At 53.0% G+C, this 24,092-nt stretch carries 23 protein-coding genes and 1 tRNA gene; 17 read left to right on the forward strand and 7 right to left on the reverse strand.

Features of this window, described 5'->3' with window-relative positions; all coding sequences use genetic code 11:
* Nucleotides 1-104: 104 nt before the first annotated feature.
* Nucleotides 105-437 (forward strand): hypothetical protein, encoded by a 333-nt coding sequence (locus U0026_RS07280; RefSeq protein ID WP_062772754.1) that lies wholly within the window; start codon nt 105-107, stop codon nt 435-437.
* A gap of 91 nt (nt 438-528) precedes the next feature.
* Here the strand turns inward: U0026_RS07280 and U0026_RS07285 are convergent, their stop codons facing one another.
* The 3 genes from U0026_RS07285 to U0026_RS07295 form a co-directional block, all read right to left on the reverse strand.
* Nucleotides 529-1,068, reverse strand: coding sequence for a DUF2058 domain-containing protein (locus U0026_RS07285; protein WP_062772752.1), 540 nt, complete (start codon nt 1,066-1,068; stop codon nt 529-531).
* 97 nt (nt 1,069-1,165) lie between these two features.
* Nucleotides 1,166-1,240: transfer RNA gene (locus tag U0026_RS07290), tRNA-Arg, on the reverse strand.
* Nucleotides 1,241-1,315: 75 nt separating this feature from the next.
* Entirely contained in the window at nt 1,316-2,257 is a 942-nt protein-coding gene (locus U0026_RS07295) for a formate/nitrite transporter family protein (protein ID WP_062772749.1), read from the reverse strand.
* A 289-nt stretch (nt 2,258-2,546) separates the two neighbouring features.
* On the opposite strand from U0026_RS07295, the gene mlaA reads away from it, so the two are divergent.
* Complete coding sequence (gene mlaA, locus U0026_RS07300; protein ID WP_062772746.1) at nt 2,547-3,302, forward strand: phospholipid-binding lipoprotein MlaA; 756 nt, start codon at nt 2,547-2,549, stop codon at nt 3,300-3,302.
* A 62-nt stretch (nt 3,303-3,364) separates the two neighbouring features.
* On the opposite strand, the gene fadL is transcribed toward mlaA, so the two are convergent.
* A complete protein-coding gene (fadL, locus tag U0026_RS07305; RefSeq protein ID WP_062772743.1) occupies nt 3,365-4,681 on the reverse strand; it encodes a long-chain fatty acid transporter FadL in 1,317 nt (438 codons plus the stop codon).
* A 372-nt stretch (nt 4,682-5,053) separates the two neighbouring features.
* Between fadL and U0026_RS07310 the strand changes: the two genes are divergently transcribed.
* The 4 genes from U0026_RS07310 (at nt 5,054) to sixA (ending at nt 9,655) form a co-directional block, all read left to right on the forward strand.
* Nucleotides 5,054-5,338, forward strand: coding sequence for a YfcZ/YiiS family protein (locus U0026_RS07310; protein ID WP_062772740.1), 285 nt, complete (start codon nt 5,054-5,056; stop codon nt 5,336-5,338).
* 183 nt (nt 5,339-5,521) lie between these two features.
* The gene (gene fadI / locus U0026_RS07315; protein ID WP_062772737.1) at nt 5,522-6,832 is read left to right on the forward strand and encodes an acetyl-CoA C-acyltransferase FadI; all 1,311 of its coding nucleotides are present in this window, start codon (nt 5,522-5,524) and stop codon (nt 6,830-6,832) included.
* Nucleotides 6,832-8,994 (forward strand): fatty acid oxidation complex subunit alpha FadJ, encoded by a 2,163-nt coding sequence (gene fadJ / locus U0026_RS07320; protein ID WP_062772735.1) that lies wholly within the window; start codon nt 6,832-6,834, stop codon nt 8,992-8,994. Before fadI ends, fadJ begins: the two co-directional genes overlap by 1 nt.
* 175 nt (nt 8,995-9,169) lie before the next feature.
* Nucleotides 9,170-9,655: a phosphohistidine phosphatase SixA gene (gene sixA, locus U0026_RS07325; protein WP_062772732.1), complete on the forward strand. Its 486-nt coding sequence runs from the start codon at nt 9,170-9,172 to the stop codon at nt 9,653-9,655.
* Nucleotides 9,656-9,773: 118 nt separating this feature from the next.
* Here sixA and smrB read toward each other — a convergent pair whose 3' ends face one another.
* Nucleotides 9,774-10,325, reverse strand: a complete 552-nt coding sequence (smrB, locus tag U0026_RS07330; RefSeq protein WP_062772729.1) for an endonuclease SmrB — start codon at nt 10,323-10,325, stop codon at nt 9,774-9,776.
* 163 nt (nt 10,326-10,488) lie between these two features.
* Here smrB and prmB point away from each other — a divergent pair, with 163 nt between their 5' ends.
* From prmB to U0026_RS07360, 6 genes are read left to right on the forward strand one after another with little or no spacing between them, the layout of a single operon-like run.
* Nucleotides 10,489-11,421 (forward strand): 50S ribosomal protein L3 N(5)-glutamine methyltransferase, encoded by a 933-nt coding sequence (prmB, locus tag U0026_RS07335; protein ID WP_062772815.1) that lies wholly within the window; start codon nt 10,489-10,491, stop codon nt 11,419-11,421.
* Between the two features lie 43 nt (nt 11,422-11,464).
* Complete coding sequence (gene aroC / locus U0026_RS07340; protein ID WP_062772726.1) at nt 11,465-12,550, forward strand: chorismate synthase; 1,086 nt, start codon at nt 11,465-11,467, stop codon at nt 12,548-12,550.
* Nucleotides 12,551-12,552: 2 nt separating this feature from the next.
* Nucleotides 12,553-13,377: a penicillin-insensitive murein endopeptidase gene (gene mepA, locus U0026_RS07345; RefSeq protein WP_062772723.1), complete on the forward strand. Its 825-nt coding sequence runs from the start codon at nt 12,553-12,555 to the stop codon at nt 13,375-13,377.
* The gene (locus tag U0026_RS07350; protein ID WP_062772720.1) at nt 13,377-14,186 is read left to right on the forward strand and encodes a sulfite exporter TauE/SafE family protein; all 810 of its coding nucleotides are present in this window, start codon (nt 13,377-13,379) and stop codon (nt 14,184-14,186) included. Before mepA ends, U0026_RS07350 begins: the two co-directional genes overlap by 1 nt.
* Complete coding sequence (locus U0026_RS07355; protein ID WP_062772717.1) at nt 14,186-14,731, forward strand: elongation factor P hydroxylase; 546 nt, start codon at nt 14,186-14,188, stop codon at nt 14,729-14,731. The genes U0026_RS07350 and U0026_RS07355 overlap by 1 nt, the downstream gene beginning before the upstream one ends.
* Nucleotides 14,732-14,758: 27 nt before the next feature.
* Nucleotides 14,759-15,040: a YfcL family protein gene (locus tag U0026_RS07360; protein ID WP_062772714.1), complete on the forward strand. Its 282-nt coding sequence runs from the start codon at nt 14,759-14,761 to the stop codon at nt 15,038-15,040.
* Nucleotides 15,041-15,084: 44 nt separating this feature from the next.
* Here U0026_RS07360 and mnmC read toward each other — a convergent pair whose 3' ends face one another.
* Nucleotides 15,085-17,085: a bifunctional tRNA (5-methylaminomethyl-2-thiouridine)(34)-methyltransferase MnmD/FAD-dependent 5-carboxymethylaminomethyl-2-thiouridine(34) oxidoreductase MnmC gene (gene mnmC, locus U0026_RS07365; RefSeq protein ID WP_062772711.1), complete on the reverse strand. Its 2,001-nt coding sequence runs from the start codon at nt 17,083-17,085 to the stop codon at nt 15,085-15,087.
* A gap of 160 nt (nt 17,086-17,245) precedes the next feature.
* Here mnmC and fabB point away from each other — a divergent pair, with 160 nt between their 5' ends.
* Both fabB and U0026_RS07375 read left to right on the forward strand, forming a co-directional pair.
* Nucleotides 17,246-18,463 carry a beta-ketoacyl-ACP synthase I gene (gene fabB, locus U0026_RS07370; RefSeq protein ID WP_062772708.1) on the forward strand — a complete coding sequence of 406 codons (1,218 nt, stop codon included), beginning with the start codon at nt 17,246-17,248 and terminating at the stop codon, nt 18,461-18,463.
* A 208-nt stretch (nt 18,464-18,671) separates the two neighbouring features.
* Nucleotides 18,672-19,847, forward strand: coding sequence for an MFS transporter (locus U0026_RS07375; protein ID WP_062772705.1), 1,176 nt, complete (start codon nt 18,672-18,674; stop codon nt 19,845-19,847).
* Nucleotides 19,848-19,936: 89 nt separating this feature from the next.
* Here the strand turns inward: U0026_RS07375 and flk are convergent, their stop codons facing one another.
* Nucleotides 19,937-20,947 (reverse strand): flagella biosynthesis regulator Flk, encoded by a 1,011-nt coding sequence (gene flk / locus U0026_RS07380; RefSeq protein ID WP_062772702.1) that lies wholly within the window; start codon nt 20,945-20,947, stop codon nt 19,937-19,939.
* Nucleotides 20,948-21,055: 108 nt separating this feature from the next.
* On the opposite strand from flk, the gene pdxB reads away from it, so the two are divergent.
* The 3 genes from pdxB to truA all read left to right on the forward strand — a co-directional run bounded on the left by pdxB (nt 21,056) and on the right by truA (nt 24,072).
* Entirely contained in the window at nt 21,056-22,183 is a 1,128-nt protein-coding gene (gene pdxB, locus U0026_RS07385; protein WP_062772699.1) for a 4-phosphoerythronate dehydrogenase PdxB, read from the forward strand.
* A 63-nt stretch (nt 22,184-22,246) separates the two neighbouring features.
* Nucleotides 22,247-23,260 carry an aspartate-semialdehyde dehydrogenase gene (locus tag U0026_RS07390; RefSeq protein ID WP_062772696.1) on the forward strand — a complete coding sequence of 338 codons (1,014 nt, stop codon included), beginning with the start codon at nt 22,247-22,249 and terminating at the stop codon, nt 23,258-23,260.
* Nucleotides 23,260-24,072, forward strand: coding sequence for a tRNA pseudouridine(38-40) synthase TruA (gene truA / locus U0026_RS07395; protein WP_062772693.1), 813 nt, complete (start codon nt 23,260-23,262; stop codon nt 24,070-24,072). The genes U0026_RS07390 and truA overlap by 1 nt, the downstream gene beginning before the upstream one ends.
* The last annotated feature ends 20 nt before the right edge of the window (nt 24,073-24,092 follow it).

Genomic DNA, 24,092 nt, shown 5'->3' on the forward strand with positions numbered 1-24,092 from the left:
TGTTTAATGCTGACTTATCCTGAGAATCTTGATTCACTTAATATTGAACATGCCCACCGCCGATTTCCGTGATTATAATAATATGCAAAGGTGCTGATAATACCATGGAAAAATATGCAGATGAGTTGTGCATCATGAACAATGCTATTATGAATATTATTTTTTCTGCGGGTAATGAGAATCAGTGCAATACGGTCTTTAATTCATTACACTCGGAAATCGTCGACCATTATTTCCCAGAGTCGGTTAAAACTGATTGCCTTCAGGCCATTGAGGTTTGGCGCGCAGCACGGGGTATCTCTGATGAGACAGAAAAAATGCATCTACAGCAGTCAGCGATACTCTCCCTGTTAGCGGCATTAGGACGTGTGCATGCGTTAATGGCGATAGAAGAATACATTATGCAAAAAAATACAGAAGTCTTCGGACTACGTTAAACCGCAGTGATGTTTTTACTTTCTCTGAAAGCAATTGCCCCACATAAAACCGTGGGGCAATTTTTTGTTTGTTCAGGTCAGTTAATGTGGCTTACCACATCAAATCGTCTGGCACGACAAAAGCGGCGTATGGATCTTCTTCATCCAGCGTCTCTTTACTGATTTCATTGCTTAGAACAATGTAACTTGCATCGCGTTGGGCGATTTTTTCAGCAACGACCGCAGGAATAATCCCGTACTCGCTCTCAGCACTGCCTTCGACGGGCAGGCGAGCAATATTCAGGCGCCCATTGATCAACTGTGCCTGCGTCGTTTTATCGACATAGATCTTTTTGATGAGGTTATCATCGGTAAAGTTAAAGCCGATATCGCCTTTTGAAATCACGATTTTATTCATTTCAATGAGCTGCTTGATCTGCGCTTTATACTCTTTTGATAAGACCGCCTGTTTTTGCTGTTCGCTTAACAGCTTATCGCGTTCAACCTGCGCCTTTTTGTTTTCATCTACTGCTTCTCTGGCTTCACGGGCCTGTACGCGTGACTTTTTCGCGGTTCTTTGGACTTTTGCCATTTTTTTACTGGTGACGAGTCCAGCTTTGAGCATCTGTTCTTGTAATGTGAGTTTTGTCATGTTCGTGTCTAAACCAATAAAAGAATATGCTGGATTATAACCTTAACCATGGAGGCTATGCCAGATTACGCAGGAGGGATGAAAAAGGTTGGCGAAATGGTGTCCCCTGCAGGAATCGAACCTGCAACTAGCCCTTAGGAGGGGCTCGTTATATCCATTTAACTAAGGGGACGAAGCGGCACGAGTATAGCGTTTTTTGTACGCCTGAGTAAGTACGCCACCGCTTGACTGCTCAAACAGTCGCCACTTAGGTTTGATTATTCTCACCTTTCGGTTGTTTTTCTCCCTGTTTTGCCTGTAAACGCGCCTTTTCTTTACGCGCATTGCTCATATCATTGCGGATCTGAGCGTGGCTCATCAGTGCGAAAATAAAGGTTCCGCCGCAGATATTCCCGGCAAGCGTTGGCAGGGCGAAAGGCCAAATAAAGTCGCTCCAGTGCAGGGTGCCGTTAAAGACGAGATAGAGTATTTCAACCGAGCCCACCACGATATGCGTGGTATCTCCCAGCGCGATAAGCCATGTCATCAGGATAATGACGACAATTTTTGCGGCCCCGGCGGAGGGAAACATCCAGACCATGGTGGCGATAAGCCAGCCTGAGATAATCGCATTCGAAAACATTTCCGTTGGGCTGTTCTTCATCACATCCATGCCGATTTTGGTGAAGGCATCGCGTGTAGGTTCATCAAAAATAGGCATATATTCAAACGCCCATGCCGCAACACCGGTACCGATAATATTCCCCATCAGTACCACGCCCCAAAGTCTCAACAGTAGCCCCACATTACCGAGGGTAGGTTTTTGCATGACGGGTAATACGGCGGTTACGGTGTTTTCAGTAAACAGCTGCTGGCGGGCCATAATGACGATAATAAAACCAAAGGTGTAACCAAGATTTTCCAGCAAAAAACCGCCGGGCACGCCTTCTAGTTGGACGTGAAAAATACCCTTTGCTAGCAATGAGGCTCCCATGGAGAGACCCGCGGCGATGGCTGACCATAGCAGCGCCATGGCATCACGCTCCATCTCCTTTTCACCTTCCTGGCGTATGTGTTCATGAATCGCCATCGCACGGGAGGGGAGTCGGTCTTCATCAACCTCTATTTTCTCGCCAGTCTTTTTTTCTTCGCTCTCAACTTCTATTTCGTCGCTGTGACGGTCTATCTTCTCTTTATTGAGATTATCCATTGCTGATCACCTGAAATAAGCACGTATAGCTTAAGCGTAGCGGCTTATGCCTGTCTTACAGGTAGAGATATTCTTAAATAGCTAAAATCGCCACGTAGATTATCTTCTATTCGTTAGAATAGAAGCGCCACGGTGCTGGCGTTACCAGGCTATGATCAAATCAACGAAATTGGCTATATAGACATCGTTCTATGGGCTGTTACAATCGCTCACATCTAAACAGGCGGATACGCGAGCGTACCGTCATGGATGGCAATCAGCGATAGCCATAATTAACAGGGAGACATTTATGAAGCTTCGCCTGTCGGCGCTTGCGCTGGGTACCACTCTGCTGGTGGGCTGTGCGAGTTCCGGAACAGAACAGCAGGGACGTTCAGACCCATTTGAAGGATTTAACCGCACGATGTACAGCTTCAACTTTGATGTGTTGGATCCGTACATTGTTCGCCCGGTCGCCGTGGCGTGGCGTGATTATGTACCGCAGCCAGCGCGTAATGGTCTGGGCAACTTTACCAGCAACCTGGAAGAACCTGCGGTAATGGTCAACTCCTTCCTGCAGGGCGACCCGTATCAGGGGATGGTTCACTTTACCCGTTTCTTCCTGAACACCGTTCTGGGTATGGGCGGCTTTATTGATGTAGCCGGTATGGCTAACCCTAAATTGCAACGCGTCCAGCCGCATCGCTTTGGCAGCACGTTGGGGCATTATGGCGTCGGTTATGGCCCGTATCTGCAACTTCCGTTCTACGGCAGCTTCACGCTGCGTGAGGACGGCGGTGATATGGCTGATACAACCTATCCGGTACTCTCCTGGCTGACATGGCCGATGTCGATTGGTAAGTGGATGGTCGAAGGTGTGGAAACGCGCGCCCAGTTGCTTGACTCGGATGGCTTGTTACGCCAGTCTTCGGATCCTTACATTCTGGTACGCGAAGCTTACTTCCAGCAACATGACTTTATTGCTAACGGCGGCAAGCTGAAACCGGAAGAGAACCCGAACGCGCAGGCGATTGAAGGCGATCTGAAGGATATTGATTCGGAGTAACGAATCTGCGGCAATAAAAAAGGGTGAACATCATGTTCACCCTTTTTTGTATTGGCAGACTATCAGAAGCGATAGTTGAAGTTAGTCCCGAACAGCCAGGCTTTACCTGTTGATTTGAAGGTGTAATTACCTTCCTGAATGGTGACGTTTTGCCCATGCATATAGGAAGCACCTACGTCGATAGACGCATCTTCGTTAAACGCATAGGTGGTACCGGCGCTCAGCCAGAAACGGTCCTGGTCCGGAATGGAGATAGAGCGGTTGTCAGCTGGAACCGGGCTATCATCGAACGCAATACCGGTACGGAAGGTCCAGTTTTTATCGTGATAATAGGTGGTACCCAGTGCGATGCGATAAGCATCTTTGAAGCCTTCTTCCTTATAGAACAGTTGCTGACCGTTTGAACCGGTCGCTTTCAGCTCCTGGAACTGACTCCAGCTGGTGTAGGCGATACTGTAGTGGATAGCCCACTGTGGATCGACTTTGTTATAACCGGAAATTTCCCACATTTCAGGCAGATTCAGCGTCAAAGAACCTGGGACGGTGGCACCGCCGGTGCCGACTGGCAGGCCGCTAATCCCCGCAGAGCCGAGCAGCTGGTTGCCAAGGTTGGTAATGGAACTCTTATAATCGCCATCAAAGTCAATTTTGACTTCTGAACGGTAGGTCAGACCCCAACGGTTATTTTTATCCAGCTCGTACAAAATCCCGGCGTTCCAGCCATAACCCCATTCGTCACCCTTCAGGTGAGCAATCTGTGAGTCCGGGCCAGTAATGCCGACTGCCGAGCCATAGCCTGGTGGCACGAGAGCGCTTGCTTCACCCGCATAGCGTTCGATTTTAGCTTTCGCGTAGACCGCATCAAAACCCAGACCGAAGCTCCAGTTGCTGCTTAGACGATATGCACCGCTCAGGTTAAGGTTGACCGTTTGCAGGTCGGTTTTGCCGCCGTACATCCCGGCCGCATAGCTATTGTTAAATTCAGTCGCCAGGCCATAGTTAGAGGTGACGGATGCACCCCAACCGAACTGATCGTTAATGGGTGCGACAAAGTGTGCGTTAGGTACCCATGCAGTCGGCGCGATGTTGTCGGCGTTAGTGCTGTTACCTGATAACGGAGACTTACCTGAAATATTCACATCGGGGTCGATGTAAACCGCACCGGCAGAAAACGTTGGGCGGTCGAACATCATAATCAGCGCCGGGTTACGGCTGGCATTACCCGCATCATCTGCGATAGCACCTTCACCTGAATAGGCGCGGCCCAGGCCAGAGGATGAGAATTCATTAAGCTGGAAACCTGCTGACCAGGCTTGGGTTGAAACAAGTGCCACTGCAACAGCAAGAGCAGACTTCGTGAAACGGGTTTTTTGGCTCATGACCATAACCTCATTGAGTTATTTTTATACAAACAATGTTACATGTAGTAACAGAAGCGCGAAGTGTAGGGGCTGGACTACAACTTAGAAATCAGACCAGTGACGAGAGTATAGGTCTGACCAGATGGTATGTTGCAATATTGTTTATTAATATTTTCAAAGATGTTGTTTGAAACGAGATCTGGTTGGCAAAAATGCGGGTATGGTCATAGGTAACCCACCCCTAAAATTGTTTTAGATCATTTTTAATTGTGATTTCGGTCACTTAACGGCTTTCGCACCATTAACGACTGGAGAGGGGCCGCGGGCGGGCGTAAAATAGGCACATAGTTTATCTGGCACCTTAGGTGCACAAAACAGAGGAAATCTGCAATGAGTAAATGTAGTGCTGATGAAACCCCAGTTTGCTGCTGCATGGATGTGGGTACCATTATGGATAATACCGATACCACCGCATCTTACAGCCGCGTATTTGCTAATCGTGCAGACGCTGAAGCGACTCTCGCTGCGCTGAGCGAAAAAGCGCGTGAAGTCGAATCTGAACCGTGCAAAATTACCTCTACTTTTAAAGAAGTGGACGGTGGCGTGCAGCTGGATATCGATTTCGTCTTTGCTTGTGAAGCTGAAACGCTGATCTTCCAGCTCGGTCTGCGTTAATCGCCTGACGGCGAGCCATCTTTACCAACGCCCCTGTTGCTTTTGCCACTGGGGCGTTTTCTTTTGTTCTCAATGTGTTTTAGCTCCCAATTTTCCTTCTCTTTGATTGGCTAAGTGTAAAAAATTAGTTAAGAATGTTATCAGGTCAGACCACTTGGTCGATTTTGATAACAGGGGAGAGTTATGAGTCAGGCGCTACCGCTAATCACCCGCCAGGGCGATCGCATTGCTATTGTGAGTGGGTTACGCACCCCGTTTGCCCGTCAGGCGACCGCTTTTCATGGTGTACCCGCCGTGGATCTCGGCAAAATGGTGGTGGGCGAAATGCTGGCGCGCAGCGAAATTTCCCCAGACGTGATTGAGCAACTGGTCTTTGGTCAGGTGGTACAAATGCCAGCTGCGCCCAATATTGCCCGCGAGATTGTGCTCGGTACCGGCATGAATGTGCATACCGATGCTTATAGTGTCAGCCGTGCCTGCGCAACCAGTTTTCAGGCGGTGGCAAACGTGGCCGAAAGTTTAATGGCTGGGACGATTCGCGCAGGTATTGCTGGGGGGGCTGATTCATCTTCCGTTCTGCCGATTGGTGTCAGTAAAACGCTAGCGCGCACGCTGGTAGATGCCAATAAAGCCCGTACCCTGGGGCAAAAGCTCAAGCTATTCTCCCGCCTGCGTCTTCGCGATCTCATGCCCGTCCCTCCTGCGGTTGCTGAGTACTCAACCGGTCTTCGGATGGGGGATACCGCGGAACAGATGGCGAAAACATATGGTATTACCCGCGAACAACAAGATGCGCTAGCCAACCGCTCGCACCAATTAGCGGCACAGGCCTGGGCTGCGGGGAAACTCAGTGATGAAGTAATGACGGCCTACACACCGCCGTTCAAAACCCCACTTGAACAAGATAACAATATTCGCGGCAACTCAACGCTTGCTGACTACGCTAAGCTGCGTCCTGCTTTTGACCGCCAGCATGGCACGGTGACGGCAGCCAACAGCACGCCATTAACCGATGGTGCAGCGGCGGTTATCCTGATGACCGAATCGCGTGCCAAAGAGCTGGGACTGATACCGTTAGGTTATCTGCGCAGCTACGCATTTACCGCCATTGATGTCTGGCAAGACATGCTGCTGGGGCCGGCCTGGTCAACTCCGCTGGCGCTGGAACGTGCCGGATTGAGTTTTGCCGATCTGACGCTTATTGATATGCACGAAGCTTTTGCCGCGCAAACCCTCGCCAATATTCAATGCCTGGCGAGTGAGAAATTTGCCCGCGAGGTCCTGGGGCGTAGTCATGCCACTGGCGTGGTAGATGAAAGTAAATTTAACGTGCTGGGTGGCTCAATTGCCTATGGGCACCCATTTGCAGCAACCGGTGCGCGCATGATCACTCAAACGCTCAATGAATTACGTCGTCGTGGCGGCGGCTTTGGGCTAGTGACCGCCTGTGCGGCAGGTGGACTGGGTGCGGCGATGGTTCTGGAGGCTGAATAATGGACATGAAATCTGCATTTACGCTCACCGTCCGTCCGGATAACGTCGCGGTGGTTACCATTGATGTACCCGATGAGAAGATGAATACCCTGAAGGCGGAGTTTGGCGGTCAGGTTCGCGCTATCCTCAAACAAATCAGGGAAAACAAAACGCTACAAGGCGTGGTGATTATTTCTGCCAAATCCGACAACTTTATTGCCGGGGCGGATATCAATATGATTGGCCGCTGTCAAACGGCTCAGGAGGCCGAAGCCCTGGCCCGTCAGGGTCAGCAGGTCATGGCTGAGCTTCACAGCTTGTCGATTCCGGTTGTCGCCGCCATTCATGGTGCTTGTCTCGGCGGTGGGCTTGAGCTGGCTTTGGCATGCCATGCGCGTATTTGTTCTGATGATGGTCGTACAGTGTTGGGTTTGCCGGAGGTGCAGCTCGGTCTGCTGCCTGGCTCAGGTGGTACCCAACGCTTGCCGCGATTGGTTGGCGTCAGTACGGCGCTGGATATGATCCTCACTGGTAAGCAGTTGCGTGCCCGACAGGCGCTCAAAACCGGTCTGGTTGATGAGGTGGTTCCGCAGTCGATATTACTGGAGGCAGCCGCCGAACTGGCGCGAAAACCTCGGCACGAAAACCGCCGTTTACCGGTACGTGAACGTATTCTTGCCGGACCACTGGGGCGCCGTTTGCTGTTCAGCATGGCGACTAAGAAGACCGCGCAGAAAACTCAGGGCAATTACCCGGCAACGGATAAAATTCTCCAGGTGATTGAAACCGGTCTGGCTCAGGGCTCCAGTAGCGGCTATGAAGCCGAAGCGCGCGCTTTTGGTGAGCTGGCCATGACGCCGCAGTCACAAGCGCTGCGCAACATTTTCTTTGCCAGCACCGATATCAAAAAAGATCCGGGGGCGAGCGTGGAAGCCGGGCCGCTGCGTTCGGTCGGTATTCTGGGTGGCGGCCTGATGGGTGGCGGCATTGCTTACGTCACGGCGGTCAAGGGTAAGCTGCCGGTACGTATAAAAGATATCAATGCGAATGGTATTAACCATGCGCTCAAATATAGTTGGGATCAGCTCGATCAAAAAGTGCGTCGCCGCCATCTGAAAGCCGCCGAGCGCGACGCTCAACTGGCATTGATATCGGGTGGAACGGATTATCGAGGCTTTGCTCATCGCGATTTGGTCATTGAAGCAGTGTTTGAAGACTTAACCTTGAAACAAAAGATGGTCAGTGAAGTTGAGCAATATTGCGCACCTCACACTATTTTTGCCTCAAATACCTCATCTTTACCGATTGGTGATATTGCTGCCATGGCTCAGAACCCTGAGCGGGTTATCGGCCTGCACTTTTTCAGCCCGGTTGAAAAAATGCCGCTGGTGGAAGTTATCCCGCATGCCAGCACCTCTGAACAGACGATTGCCACTACCGTAAAACTTGCGAAGAAACAGGGTAAAACACCGATTGTTGTTGCGGATAAGGCCGGGTTTTACGTTAACCGTATTCTGGCACCTTACATTGCGGAAGCCATGCGCATTCTGGTTGAGGGCGAAAGTGTCGAAGCAATTGATAATGCACTGGTTAAATTTGGTTTCCCGGTAGGCCCTATCCAATTATTGGATGAGGTGGGAATTGATACAGGAACCAAAATTCTGCCGATTCTGGAAGCGGCTTATGGCGAGCGATTCAGTGCACCTGCAAGCCTGATTCAGGCAATTTTGAATGACGATCGCAAAGGTAGAAAAAATGGTCGGGGTTTCTATCTTTATGGTGTGAAAGGGCGTAAAAGCAAGAAACAGGTCGATAAAGCGGTCTATTCCCTTGCTGGAATGGAGGCGCGTCGTAGCCTGTATTCGGCCGAGCAAATTACCGAGCGTTGCGTGATGTTAATGCTCAATGAAGCCGCGCGCTGCATGGATGAAGGTATCGTACGCAGCGCTCGTGACGGCGACATTGGCGCGGTCTTTGGTATTGGTTTTCCACCGTTCCTCGGTGGCCCGCTGCGCTATATGGATTCATTAGGCGCGGGTGAAGTGGTTGCCCGGTTGCAACGATTGGCTACCCAGTACGGTTCGCGATTCACGCCTTGTGAAGCGCTTGTTCAGCGAGCTGAGCGCGGACTGACCTTTTGGCCAGGTCATAAAACAGATTCACTGAATGATGGTCAAAGTTAGATAGCCCGGATGAAATATGCGGATTCTGGCTATTTTGTAAACAAATGTTGACTATACTTACGCCAGTAAGGTAAAAAACGGCGTTTCTTTCAGTGAATGGATAAGGCACAATGCCCGGCTACCGCGTCACCGTCATGGTGACGCAGGTGCTTCTGGTTAACAAAAGCGGTGCAATATGCAAGTTTTTATAATGCGTCACGGCGACGCTGCTCTCGATGCAGCGAGTGATTCGGTTCGTCCTCTCACCGGGTGTGGTTGTGATGAATCTCGTCAGATGGCAACCTGGCTGAAAGGCCAAAAAGTGGATATTGACCGCATTCTGGTCAGCCCATATCTGCGTGCAGAACAAACGCTGGAAGTGGTGGGGGAGTGTATGAACCTGCCAAAAGAGGTTGATGTCTTGCAGGAGCTGACGCCTTGCGGCGATATCGGCCTTGTGAGCGCTTACCTGCAAGCGTTAGCCAATGAGGGTACCGCATCGGTGCTGGTGATTTCTCACCTGCCGTTGGTCGGTTATCTTGTCGCTGAACTTTGCCCAGGCGAAGTGCCGCCAATGTTTACCACCTCCGCCATCGCCAGCGTGACGCTGGATGCTGAGGGGAAAGGTGTGCTGAACTGGCAAATGAGCCCTTGCAACCTGAAAATGGCGAAAGCGATTTAACGGTAGCCCGGGCGAGGCGTTTACGCCGACCCCGGGGAACTCGGTTCACAATCCCGGTGTCGCTCCGCTCGGTCGGGCTACACCGACCGAGGAACTTTTGGCGACTTCGGCGATCGCACTACGGTAATTCTGGCGGTAGCCACTCTTCCACTTCTATCAACACCAGCAGCGCGGCATCACCGCCGTATTCTTTTGACGCCTGATGAAATGCCATCACGTGCGGATGCTGTGCCAACCACAGCGGCGTCTGCTGCTTCAAAATATGCTTCCCATGGCCATGCATCACGCAGGCACAAAACACATGTTCCCGGCGACAGGCGGCGATAAGCGCACCTAACTCCTGCTTAGCCTGTGTTTGCGTTAAACCGTGCAGGTCAAGAAACAGCTCCGGGGAATAATCACCACGTCGCAGTTTTTTAAGCTCAAAATGGTCGACGCCTTCACGCACGTATCTTACTGGGCCCAGGGTGTTCAGCAGCGGTTGGAATTCATCGGAAAAATAGTGACTGTTATCGACCTGCTCTTGCAACAGGCGCTTGGGCGGAACTTCACTAATTTTTTTACGCAGCGGGCGATGGACAATCGTATCCTGCTTTATTTTGCGGGTGCCCGTCATTAACTGTTGAAACAGCGCCTGATCCTCCTCGCTCAGAGAGTTTTTCTTTTTCATTGATTCTTCTCATTCATTTTTTCCATCAGTTTACCTTTTCACGGTACTTCATGCAGCGAAAACGCTTTTTTGCCACAAGCCCTGCGCAAGAATGCTGATTTATCGCCGTCTTCATGGCAAACTAGCCGCCGAATTTACCCCGAAGCATGCCCTGGAGAACAACGTGGATAAGATATTTGTTGAAGAAGCAGTCAATGAGCTGCATACCATTCAGGACATGCTGCGCTGGGCGGTGAGCCGCTTTAGCGCGGCCAATATCTGGTACGGCCATGGTACCGATAACCCATGGGATGAAGCCGTACAGCTGGTTCTGCCTACGCTGTACCTGCCGCTGGACATCCCTGAAGATATGCGTATTGCCCGCCTGACGACCAGCGAAAAGCAGCTGATTGTTGAGCGCGTCATCCGCCGTGTGAATGAACGCATTCCGGTCGCTTACCTGACCAATAAAGCCTGGTTCTGTGGTCACGAATTTTACGTTGACGACCGCGTTCTGGTACCACGTTCGCCAATTGGTGAACTGATTAACAACCGCTTTGCTGGCTTAATCAACCATCATCCTGAACATATTCTGGATATGTGTACTGGCAGCGGCTGCATCGCCATTGCCTGCGCCTACGCTTTCCCGGAAGCGGAAGTGGATGCCATTGATATTTCACCTGATGCGCTAGCAGTGACCGAATACAACATCGAAGAACACGGCATGATTCATAACGTCACGCCGATTCGTTCCGATCTGTTCCGCGACGCGCCGCAGCTGCAATATGACCTGATCGTAACCAATCCACCGTATGTGGATGAAGAAGATATGGACGATCTGCCGTCAGAATATCGCCACGAGCCGGAACTGGGTCTGGCGTCGGGTTCTGATGGTCTGCACTTGACTCGTCGCATTCTTGGCTGTGCGCCGGATTATCTGACTGACGACGGTGTTCTGATTTGTGAAGTGGGTAACAGCATGGTACATCTGATGGATCAATATCCGGATGTTCCGTTCACCTGGCTTGAGTTTGATAATGGCGGTGACGGTGTCTTTATGCTGACTAAAGCGCAGCTGGTGGCGGCGCAGAACCATTTCGGGCAGTACAAAGACTAATTGCTCCGGCACACAACAACACAATAACGATAACGGAGTCGTGATGGCAGGAAATACAATTGGACAACTCTTTCGCGTAACCACCTTTGGCGAGTCGCACGGCCTGGCTTTGGGCTGCATCGTCGACGGCGTGCCGCCAGGCATTCCGTTAACCGAGGCAGATCTACAGCATGACCTTGACCGTCGTCGCCCGGGTACCTCGCGTTATACCACTCAGCGCCGCGAACCGGATCAGGTAAAAATCCTCTCCGGCGTGTTCGAAGGGGTAACGACAGGGACCAGTATTGGTCTGCTGATTGAAAATACCGATCAGCGCTCACAGGACTACGGAACCATTAAAGATGTCTTCCGTCCGGGGCATGCGGACTATACCTACGAGCAAAAATACGGCCTGCGCGACTATCGCGGTGGTGGTCGTTCCTCTGCCCGTGAAACGGCGATGCGAGTGGCCGCTGGTGCCATCGCCAAGAAATTCCTTGCCGCAAAATTTGGCATCGTTATCCGTGGCTGTCTGACGCAGATGGGCGAGATCCCGCTGGAAATCAAAGATTGGGATCAGGTGGAACAAAATCCCTTCTTTTGCCCGGATCCGAACAAAATCGACGCGCTGGATGAGTTAATGCGCGGCCTCAAGAAAGAGGGTGATTCTATCGGTGCGAAAGTGACCGTGGTGGCTGATGGTGTTCCTGCGGGTCTCGGCGAGCCGGTTTTTGACCGATTGGATGCCGACCTTGCCCATGCGCTGATGAGCATTAACGCCGTTAAAGGTGTTGAGATGGGTGACGGCTTTGAGGTGGTCAAATTGCGCGGCAGCCAGAATCGCGACGAAATTACCAAAGACGGTTTCCAGAGCAACCATGCGGGCGGTATTCTGGGCGGTATCAGTAGCGGTCAGCAGATCGTCGCTAACATCGCGCTGAAGCCAACTTCAAGTATTACGGTTCCTGGTCGCACCATTGACCGCTTTGGCGAAGAGGTTGAGATGATCACCAAAGGTCGTCACGACCCTTGCGTGGGTATCCGTGCAGTGCCTATTGCGGAAGCGATGATGGCTATTGTCCTGATGGATCACTTTATGCGCCAACGTGCGCAAAACGCCGATGTGACGACGTCAATTCCACGCTGGTAAACATGAAAAAAACCGTTATTGCGCTACTGGCTCTGGTAGCCAGCAGCACGGCGCTGGCGGCAACGCCCTGGCAAAAAATCGCTCAGCCGATAGGCGGCAGCGCCCAGTCGATTGGTGCATTTGCTAACGGCTGTATCGTCGGCGCACAGGCGCTACCGATGCAGTCAGATACCTATCAGATAATGCGCACCGACCAGCGTCGCTACTTTGGCCATCCAGAACTGGTGCAGTTTATTCAGCGTCTGGGTAACCAGGTTCAGCAACATGGCATGGGCACGATGCTGATTGGTGATATGGGTATGCCCGCCGGAGGGCGCTTTAACGGTGGTCACGCCAGCCACCAAAGTGGGCTGGACGTTGATATTTTCCTGCAATTACCGAAAAACCGCTGGAGTTCTGCGCAACTGCTCAAACCTCAGGCGCTGGATTTAGTCCGCGCTGACGGCAAGCGCGTAGTGCCCACGCTGTGGAAACCGGAAATCGGCCAACTGATTAAGCTTGCCGCCGAAGACCAGGAAGTGACGCGCATCTTCGTCAACCCGGCGATTAAACAACAACTGTGCCTTGAAGCGGGCAACGATCGGGATTGGCTGCGTAAAGTACGCCCATGGTTCCAGCATCGTGCGCATATGCATGTCCGTTTAAAATGCCCGGCGAACAGTCTTGAGTGTGAAGATCAGGCCGCCCCTCCAGCCGGAGACGGCTGTGGTGCCGAGCTGCAAAGCTGGTTCGAACCGCCAAAACCTGGCGCTACTAAACCTGTGAAGAAGACGCCGCCTCCGTTGCCGCCTTCTTGCCAGGCGCTACTGGATGAGCACGTACTTTGATGGACAGTTTCTCCACGTTATTTATGGTTGAACCGCTCATGCTGGCGGTACTTTTCTTTGTTGCCATCCTGGCTGGATTTATTGATGCTCTGGCGGGCGGTGGTGGTTTACTTACCGTTCCGGCATTGATGGCGGCAGGAATGTCGCCTGCACAGGCGCTGGCGACCAATAAACTCCAGGCCTGTGGCGGTTCATTGTCGGCTTCTCTCTACTTCGTCCGCCGCAAGGTGGTGAATCTGGCAGATCAGAAGCTGAATATACTGATGACCTTTATCGGGTCGATGACTGGCGCACTGCTGGTGCAGTATGTGAAATCAGACATTCTGCGCCAGATCCTACCGATTCTGGTTATCGGCATTGGTCTCTACTTTCTCCTGATGCCGAAACTCGGCGAGTCCGATCGCCAGCAGCGGCTTTATGGCCTTCCGTTTGCGCTGGTGGCAGGGGGTTGTGTGGGCTTTTATGACGGTTTCTTTGGCCCCGGCGCCGGTTCGTTTTACGCGCTAGCGTTCGTGACCCTGATGGGCTTTAACCTCGCCAAATCTACCGCCCATGCCAAAGTGCTGAATGCGACCTCAAACCTGGGTGGCCTGCTGCTGTTTATCATCGGCGGAAAGGTGATTTGGGCGACCGGTTTTGTGATGATGGTCGGGCAATTCTTCGGCGCGCGAATGGGCTCACGCTTAGTGTTAAGCAAAGGGCAACAGCTGATTCGCCCAATGATTGTGGTCGTCTCAGCGGTGATGAGCGCCAAGCTACTGTACGACAGCCATGGACAGGAAATTCTTCAATGGTTAGGGATCAACTAATGACAACAACACATGATTATCAGCAGCTGATTTCGATTTTCGACGGCTGCTTTGCCGAAGAGTTTAATACTCGTCTGATTAAAGGCGACGATGAACCGATCTATCTTCCCGCAGATGCCGAAGTGCCGTATAACCGCATTGTTTTCGCTCACGGTTTTTATGCCAGCGGGTTGCATGAAATTTCCCATTGGTGCATTGCCGGTAAAGCTCGCCGCGAGCAGGTCGATTTTGGTTACTGGTACTGTCCGGACGGGCGTGACGCCAAAACGCAAGGGCAGTTTGAAGACGTTGAGGTGAAACCGCAGGCTTTCGATTGGTTGTTCTGCGTGGCGGCGGGTTTCCCATTTAACGTTAGCTGCGACAATCTTGAAGGCGATTTTGAGCCAGACCGGATTATCTTTCAGCGGCGCGTTCACGCGCAGGTGATGGCCTATCTTGAAGAAGGCATTCCACCGCGTCCGGCAAAACTTATCAAAGCATTACAGAATTATTATCATACGCCGACCTTAACGGCGGAACTGTTCCCATGGCCGGAAGATCTCTAAGGCCGTGTTACCCAAAGAGGAAAGAAGATGATCGCGGAGTTTGAAGCACGCATTCTGGCGTTAATTGACGATATGGTGGAACACGCCAGTGATGATGAGCTGTTTGCCAGCGGTTATTTGCGCGGCCACCTGACGCTGGCGGTGGCCGATTTGGAAGAAGACGAAGTTCACAACGCTGATGCGCTGTATCGTAACGTCACGCAGAGTCTGGAAACCGCCATCAGCGCGGGCGAACTCTCCCCACGCGACCAGGCTTTAGTGAAAGAGATGTGGGATACCCTGTACGAAAAGGCTTCACACTCAGCCTGATTAAGCCCATTGCCCGGTATCGCTGCCGGGCAATATTCTCCGTCTTATTTTACCGCTTTTCCCTTCAGTAGCTTTCTTACCCACAGTCGGTTCGGATTTAATCCTGCCAGCGTGATTGCATCCAGCGGTAGCGGTTCATTGCTCATTTGCGCCGCCAGGACTTCAGCGGTTAATGGGGCACTGCACAACCCACGAGAACCTAAGCCACCCAGCATAAACAGATTAGGATAAATCGGCGCGGAATGGGCCTCATGTGGGCTTTCATGCAAAGAGGCATAATCACGCAATGTCGCTTCATAATCCGGCACATTACCTACCATAGGCAGATGGTCACGGGTGGCGCAACGTACGCCACAGCGCGCCTCGTTAGCGCTAACATCGACTTCCTGCGTCCATTCCTTGTCCGGGAAACAGTCAATCAACCGTTGGCGGTTAGCCTGCTGATCTTCTTCGTTGAACGTCATTTCACGCTCCCCGCGATGATAGCTGGCACCGATACAGTGTTGCTGATGGCGCGGATTTTGTGGCGTCAGATAGCCGTCATAGCACAACACCTGTTTTAACTTTGCCAGATTATCAGTGGTAGGAATATGGCTGACTTGGCCGCCAACGGCGTACACCGGCAGATGTTCTGTCTGCGTAAACTGATTGATGTTATGTCCGCTCGCCAGCACCACGGCTGGTGCGAGGGCTGTTTGTCCATCTTCGAATTGCAGCTGCCAGCCTGTTTCTTGTTGCTCAAGGGCCGTGAGGGGTTTACCCCAATGAACCTGAAGCCCCTGCTGCCGTGCTTGCTCAAAAACAGCGGTAGTGAGATCTGCCGGACATAGCCAACCGCCAAGTGGATATTCAATCCCTCCGCAGCCGGTTTCCAGACCAATGGCGCCATGCATTTGAGTGTCGGAAACCGCGCGGGCAATATCTTCGGGCAGGCCCAGTGACAGCATCTGGATGATTTTCTGCGCACTCTTTTCATCCCAGCCCAGTTGGGTGACGCCACACCACTCATGGTCAAATTCAACGGGTAAAGCATCATACAGGCGACGAGCAAAGAGGAATGCCGCGGGGAAAAACTGCGCCAGTGCAACATCGTGACCGGTTAACAGTGGGTACAACGCCCCTTGACGATTTCCGGAAGCGCCCTGTGCCGGCGCCGTATCTGCGCAATACAGCGTGACCGCCCAGCCGCGACGTAGCAAGGCCAAAGAGAGCAGGGCGCTGGCAATACCGCCGCCGATAATCGCGACTTCGCGAGCCTCAGTGCCGGTACGGGCAAACCATGGCGCGCGCGCGGCATCGGGCTGAGGTTGCGTCATCTCGCCAATGAGCATCTCACGTTTACGACCAAAGCCTTTGTATTTGCTCATGGTGAAACCCGCTTCTTGCAGCCCTCGGCGCACAAAACCCGCGCAGGTGAAGGTCGCAAGCGTACCGCCGGGACGTACAGTTCGAGCCATCGCGGCAAACAGCGTGGGTGTCCACATATCTGGATTTTTTGACGGAGCAAATCCGTCGAGGAACCAGGCATCTACCTGTTGGTTAAATGAGTCGTCGAGTTTATCAGTCAACTCATTGATATCGCCAAACCACAGATCCAACGTGACGCGTCCGCCATCTAACAGCAGACGATGGCACCCGGCAACCGGTAACGGCCATTGCGCCTGGAGCTGTTCGGCCCATGGGGCAAGCTCAGGCCAATGCTGATGTGCCAGATGTAGATCGCTGGCCGTCAGTGGAAATTTTTCGAAACTGACGAAATGTAATCTTTGTAGCGTAGCGTCTGGATGCTGGCGGCTAAATGCATCAAAAGCTTGCCACAGAGTCAGAAAATTGAGGCCGGTACCAAAACCGCTCTCCGCGACCACAAACAGGGGATGCGGATGTTGGGGGAAGCGTACTTCTAACTGGTTACCGCCGAGAAAAACATAGCGGGTCTCTTCCAGACCATTGTCGTTGGAGAAGTAGACGTCGTCAAAATCTCGGGAAACAGGTGTACCCTCACTGTTAAATTCGAGGTTGGCTGATTGTATGGCGTTTTGTTTCACGTAAGTTACTCGTGCGGCAAGGAGTCAGACGATCTTAACGATGCGTGCCCGCTGGCGCAAATTTCTGCATAAAATTGCTGATCGGACTTGTTCGGCGTACAAGTGTACGCTATCTTGCGACTCGAAACTTTAAAATAGTAATGACATACAGAGGTATTGAATGAAACGTGCAGTGATTACTGGCCTGGGTATTGTTTCCAGCATCGGTAGCAACCAGCAGGAAGTCCTGGCATCCCTGCGTGAAGGACGCTCGGGGATCACTTTCTCTCAAGAATTCAAAGATTCTGGAATGCGTAGCCACGTATGGGGTAACGTCAAACTGGACACTACCGGTCTTATCGACCGCAAAGTGGTTCGTTTCATGAACGATGCCTCAATCTATGCTTATCTCTCCATGCAGCAGGCTGTTGAAGATTCCGGTCTGAAAGCTGAAGACTATCAGAACAACCCGCGTGTTGGTCTGATCGCCGGTTCCGGTGGTTCTTCTAAAGCACAGGTATTCGGTGCAGACGCTATGCGTAGCCCGCGTGGCCTGAAAGCCGTTGGCCCTTATGTGGTCACCAAAGCAATGGGCTCAGCGGTTTCCGCGTGCCTGGCAACGCCGTTCAAAATTCATGGCGTGAACTATTCCATCAGCTCTGCATGTGCAACTTCTGCGCACTGCATCGGTAATGCGGTAGAGCAGATTCAACTGGGCAAACAGGACATCGTATTTGCTGGCGGCGGCGAAGAGCTGGGCTGGGAAATGGCCTGTGAGTTCGATGCAATGGGCGCACTGTCCACCAAATACAACGAAACGCCAGACAAAGCATCCCGTACCTATGACGCACACCGCGATGGTTTCGTTATCGCAGGCGGCGGCGGTATGGTCGTGGTTGAAGAGCTGGAACACGCTCTGGCACGTGGCGCGCATATCTATGCAGAAATCGTTGGTTACGGCGCAACATCCGACGGCGCTGACATGGTTGCTCCATCAGGCGAAGGCGCTGTGCGCTGCATGCAGATGGCGATGCACGGTGTGGATAGCCCAATCGACTACCTGAACTCCCACGGTACTTCTACTCCAGTAGGCGACGTGAAAGAACTGGGCGCGATTCAGGAAGTGTTTGGCGATAACAGCCCGGCTATCTCCGCAACCAAAGCAATGACCGGTCACTCCCTGGGTGCCGCTGGCGTGCAGGAAGCTATCTACTCCCTGCTGATGCTGGAACACGGTTTTGTGGCTCCAAGTATCAACATCGACGAGATGGACGAGAAAGCGGAAGGCCTGAACATCGTGACTAAAGCGACTGACCGTGAGCTGAACACTGTGATGTCTAACAGCTTCGGTTTCGGCGGGACTAACGCCACGCTGGTAATGCGCAAGCTGAAAGCGTAAGTCTGATAACGCTGTGAAAAGGGAGCCTGCTGGCTCCCTTTTTTATGCGTTGACAATGACCCAGCACAACAGGCAAACTCCCGGCTCAACATTACCTCCTGGTAATGCGTAAGCGTTTAACGTCAACCAACGCACCTTAATCCTGATTTACAGGTAAGAGGGGGCGTGGCTACAGATCCTCGCCTTACTCAGCATTCTGGAGTAAAGCATGACCGCAGTAACCCAAACAGAACGTTCTTCTTCATCAAGTTTCTCATTGTTTCGCATCGCCTTTGCGGTGTTTCTCACCTATTTAACCGTCGGCATTCCGCTACCGGTCATTCCGCTGTTTGTGCATCAGGAACTGGGCTACGGCAACACGATGGTTGGCATTGCCGTAGGGATCCAATTCTTTGCTACCGTATTGACCCGTGGCTACGCGGGGCGTCTGGCCGATCAGTATGGCGGTAAACGTTCCGCCTTACAGGGCATGTTCGCCTGCGCGTTTGCCGGTGCTGCCTGGCTTGGTGCGGCGCTATTGCCGGTTGATACGATGGTCAAATTTGGGCTGTTAATCGTTGGCCGTCTGATACTGGGCTTTGGTGAAAGCCAACTGCTCACCGGCACCCTGACCTGGGGAATGGGGCTGGTGGGTCCGAAACAATCCGGCAAAGTGATGTCATGGAACGGTATGGCAATTTTCGGCGCATTAGCGGTGGGCGCCCCGCTGGGGTTGTTTATCAATAGCCGTTACGGTTTTGCTGTGCTGGCCGGTGTGACCATGATGCTGCCACTGCTGGCGTGGGCGTTTAACGGAACGGTACGCAAGGTTGCGGCAATGGCCGGAGAGCGTCCTTCGCTGTTTAGCGTGATTGGTCTTATCTGGAAGCCGGGGATGGGACTGGCGTTACAAGGCGTGGGTTTTGCCGTTATTGGCACCTTTGTCTCGCTCTATTTTATGAGTAAAGGCTGGTCGATGGCAGGCTTCACCCTGACGGCATTCGGCGGCACCTTTGTACTGGTGCGTATTTTATTTGGCTGGATGCCGGATCGCTTTGGCGGTGTGAAGGTGGCGGTGGTTTCGCTGTTAGTGGAAACCGTCGGCCTGCTGCTGCTGTGGCAGGCGCCGAGCGAGTGGGTGGCGTTGTCCGGTGCGGCATTGACCGGCGCGGGTTGTTCGCTTATTTTCCCGGCGCTGGGCGTTGAAGTGGTTAAACGTGTTCCGCAGCAGGTTCGCGGAACGGCGCTTGGTGGCTATGCCGCGTTCCAGGATATCGCGCTCGGCGTCTCCGGGCCACTGGCGGGGATGCTGGCGACCTCATTCGGTTATCCGGCAGTATTCCTCGGCGGGGCAATTTCTGCTGTGCTAGGGATTGCGGTGACGCTGTGGTCGTTTCGTAAATAGTTGCTGTGATGCGTTTGGCCGGGCTACGGTAGGGTGCTCTTGTAGCCCGGACGAGGCGTTTACGCCGACTCCGGGATCTGTACGGGTAACTACAGCACCAGCCACAACAATGCAAACACCACCATGACCACCACAAACGCCAACCCTGGCCGTGCCGACAGTGATTTCAGTGAGGTTATCACCGGGGCAAATGGGGCATATATCGGTTGCAGGTCACGCGCTTCTAGCGTGTGTGCCACGCGCTCGCGTTCAATACGTTTTAAGAACAGCAGATTCAGCAACTCCTGAACTTGCACCGGTGTGAGTACCGTCTGCGGTGTACCGTTCCAGTGCTGTTGGGCAAAATCACGTACCGACTGCCATTCCTGCGATTCCATTGGATGTTTCAATGCCGCCTGCAACGTATTGAGCGTTGGGGCCGCTTGGGTGCTTAGCGTCAGTCGCGCCTGTAACAGCGTCACCAGCGCGTTAAAGTGCTTAGCCGGCAGCGTATCCCCTGATTTGACACCGGAGAGTTCGAGCAGAGATTGCCAGATAAGTTTATTCGAATCACCGGTAGCGGCAGACACTTTGGTCACCAGTTGATTCAGCGTATTGTGTTCAGCCGGAAGCAGTGGGCGATCGGTTGCCGGGCGTTGCTGCGGCTGCGGGATGGACAATTGTCCCTGCTGTAATAGCAGCAATACGCTTTTCAACTGCTGTGGCGTCAGTTGGCTCAGGGCCGTCTGCCCAAACTGTTGGCGAATATAGTCGCTGACGGCCTGGCGATTATTACCCTGACCCAGCAGCTCAGTGAGCTGAGACAGCGTTTGACGCGTGCTCAGTTTCTGCTCGGCGGTGCCGATACGTTGAATCAGATTTTGTTCGGCAGCGGGAAAGTGGCGCGCCTGTAAGGGCGTATCATTCTTCAAGCCCAGATCATGTTTAACCCCCGCCCAGACTTCGGCATTTTGTTGCGAAGTCATGGCGATTAATCGCGTGATCAATCGTTCCAGCACGGTACGTTGCTGGGTACTTAGCGGCTGTTCTCCAGCCGGGGAGAGGGGAGGGGTACCGGCCCCCGGAGGGCGCGCAGGCATACCTGAAATGGGGTGTGTCATGATTCATCCTTTCCATATTGCTTTACTGACGCCAGGCGTAAGTATGCCTGGCGGCGAGATTATGGCACACTTCCCGCGTTTACTCTCGTTCTCAGACAGGTACTAATCGTGAAAATCCTTGTTGATGAAAATATGCCCTATGCCCGCGAACTTTTCAGCCGTTTGGGTGAGGTCAGCGCTGTTCCTGGTCGTCCAATCCCGGTGGAGGCGTTAAACGACGCCGACGCGCTGATGGTGCGTTCCGTCACGAAAGTCAATGCAGCGCTGCTGGCCGATAAAACGATTAAATTCGTCGGCACGGCGACGGCGGGCACTGACCACGTTGACCAGTCCTGGCTGCAGCAGGCAGGGATCGGATTTTCCGCAGCACCTGGCTGCAACGCCATTGCCGTTGTCGAGTACGTCTTCTCTGCATTGCTGATGTTGGCAGAACGTGATGGCTTTGCGCTGACCGAACGCACCGTCGGCATCGTTGGGGTGGGTAACGTTGGCGGCCGTTTACAAAAAAGGCTGGAAGCACTGGGGATCAAAACGCTGCTATGCGATCCACCGCGTGCGGATAATGGCGACGAGGGTGATTTCCGCTCGCTTGACGAATTGGTTGAGAAAGCCGATGTGTTGACCTTCCATACGCCATTGTATAAAGAAGGCGCATACAAATCCCTGCATCTGGCCGATGAAACGCTGATTCGCCGCCTGAAGCCGGGAACGATTTTAATCAACGCCTGCCGTGGCCCAGTGGTGGATAACGCTGCACTGCTTTCGTGTCTGGAAGCGGGCCAGGATCTCAGCGTCGTTTTGGACGTTTGGGAGCCAGAACCGGATCTCAACTTAGCGCTGCTGGCGAAAGTGGATCTTGGCACTTCCCACATTGCGGGCTACACCCTGGAAGGCAAAGCGCGCGGCACTACCCAAGTGTTTGAAGCTTACAGCCAGTTTATCGGCCAGCCGCAGGAAGTGGCGCTTTCCTCACTGCTACCCGCGCCGGAATTTGGCCATATTACGTTACACGGGCCGCTCGATCAGCCGACGCTGAAAAGACTGGTTCATTTAGTGTATGATGTGCGCCGCGATGACGCACCGCTGCGAAAAGTAGCCGGGATCCCGGGTGAGTTTGACAAGCTGCGCAAGAACTATCTTGAGCGCCGTGAATGGTCTTCGCTCACCGTGGAATGCGACGACGCTGCCGCCGCTGCGCTGCTGCAACAAATCGGGTTTAACGCCGTACATCGTTAATATCTTCTTAATGCCCGTGTCGGATACTCCGGCAGGGGCGCTATTTTTCTGGAGTAAATCACCATGTCTGAAGGCTGGAACATTGCCATTCTGGGCGCAACTGGCGCCGTGGGCCGCGCCCTGATTGAAACCCTTGCTGAACGTGAGTTTCCGGTGGGTGATATCTACGCGCTGGCGCGCAACGAAAGCGCGGGTGAGAATCTGCGTTTTAACGGTAAATCGGTAATGGTGCAGGATGCCGCAGAGTTTGACTGGACTCAGGCGCAGCTGGCCTTTTTTGTCGCCGGACAAGAAGCTTCAGCAACCTATGCCGAAGAAGCCGGTAACGCGGGCTGTCTGATTATTGACCTCAGTGGCCTGTTTGCCCTTGAACCGGATGTCCCGCTGGTTGTGCCTGACGTGAATCCATTTGTCCTGGCTGACTACCGCAACCGTAATTTGGTTGCCGTCGCTGACAGCCAGACCAGTCAACTGTTGAGCGCCCTGAAGCCCCTGATTGATGACGGTGGCCTGGCTCGCATTGGTGTAACCAACCTGCTCTCAGCTTCCGCACACGGTAAAAAAGCGGTTGATGCGCTGGCGGGACAAAGCGCCAAACTGCTCAACGGTATTCCTATCGACGAAGACGATTTCTTCGGCCGTCAGTTGGCATTCAACATGCTGCCACTGCTGCCAGACCGTGAAGGCAGCGTACCTGACGAGCGCCGTATCGTTGATCAGGTGCGTAAAATTCTGCAGGACGATGGCCTGATTATCTCCGCAAGCGTCGTTCAGACTCCGGTCTTCTACGGCCATGCGCAGATGGTCACCTTCGAAGCGATGCGTCCACTGTCAGCGGAAGAAGCGCGTGATGCCTTTGAACGCGGCGAAGATATCGCCCTGTCCGCAGAGGGTGAATTCCCGACTCAGGTTGGCGATGCTTCCGGCAGTGCTCACCTTTCGGTCGGCTGTGTACGTAATGATTATGGTATGCCAGAGCAGATCCAGTTCTGGTCGGTTGCCGATAACGTTCGTTTCGGCGGCGCGTTGATGGCGGTGAAAACGGCTGAGAAGCTGGTGCAGGAGTATCTGTACTAATGTCCGACATTGAGCAGCTGCCGGTCTATCGAATTGCGCTGGGCATTGAGTACGACGGCAGCAAGTACTACGGCTGGCAGCGGCAAAATGAAGTGCGCAGCGTGCAGGAAAAGCTGGAAAAAACGCTTTCGCAGGTAGCGAATGAACCGATCAACGTCTTCTGCGCAGGTCGTACCGACTCCGGTGTCCACGGCACCGGTCAGGTTGTGCATTTCGAAACTCACGCTGCACGTAAAGATGCGGCGTGGACGTTAGGCGCAAATGCGAATTTGCCTGGAGACATTGCGGTGCGTTGGGTGAAAGCTGTACCCGATGATTTCCACGCCCGCTTTAGCGCCACGGCGCGTCGCTATCGTTACATTATCTACAACCACCGGCTGCGTCCGGCGGTGTTGAGCCAGGGCGTGACGCATTATCATCAGCCGCTGGACGCCGAGCGGATGCATCGCGCGGCGCAAAGCTTACTGGGTGAGAATGACTTCACCTCGTTCCGTGCTGTGCAGTGTCAATCACGCACGCCGTGGCGAAATATGATGCACATCAACGTGACCCGCTACGGCGCGTACATTGTGGTGGACATCAAAGCGAATGCCTTTGTGCATCACATGGTAAGGAATATTGTTGGCAGCCTGATGGAAGTTGGCGCAGGAAACCAGCCAGAGAGCTGGATTGCAGAACTGCTGGCGGCAAAAGACAGGACGCTTGCCGCGGCGACGGCGAAAGCGGAAGGATTGTATCTGGTGGCGGTAGACTACCCCGCACACTTTGAGCTGCCTTCCGTGCCGATGGGGCCGCTTTTCCTGGCGGACTAACGTAGTCATTTGGGGCTAAA

The sequence above is a fragment of the Kluyvera intermedia genome (assembly GCF_034424175.1).
Taxonomy (GTDB): domain Bacteria; phylum Pseudomonadota; class Gammaproteobacteria; order Enterobacterales; family Enterobacteriaceae; genus Kluyvera; species Kluyvera intermedia.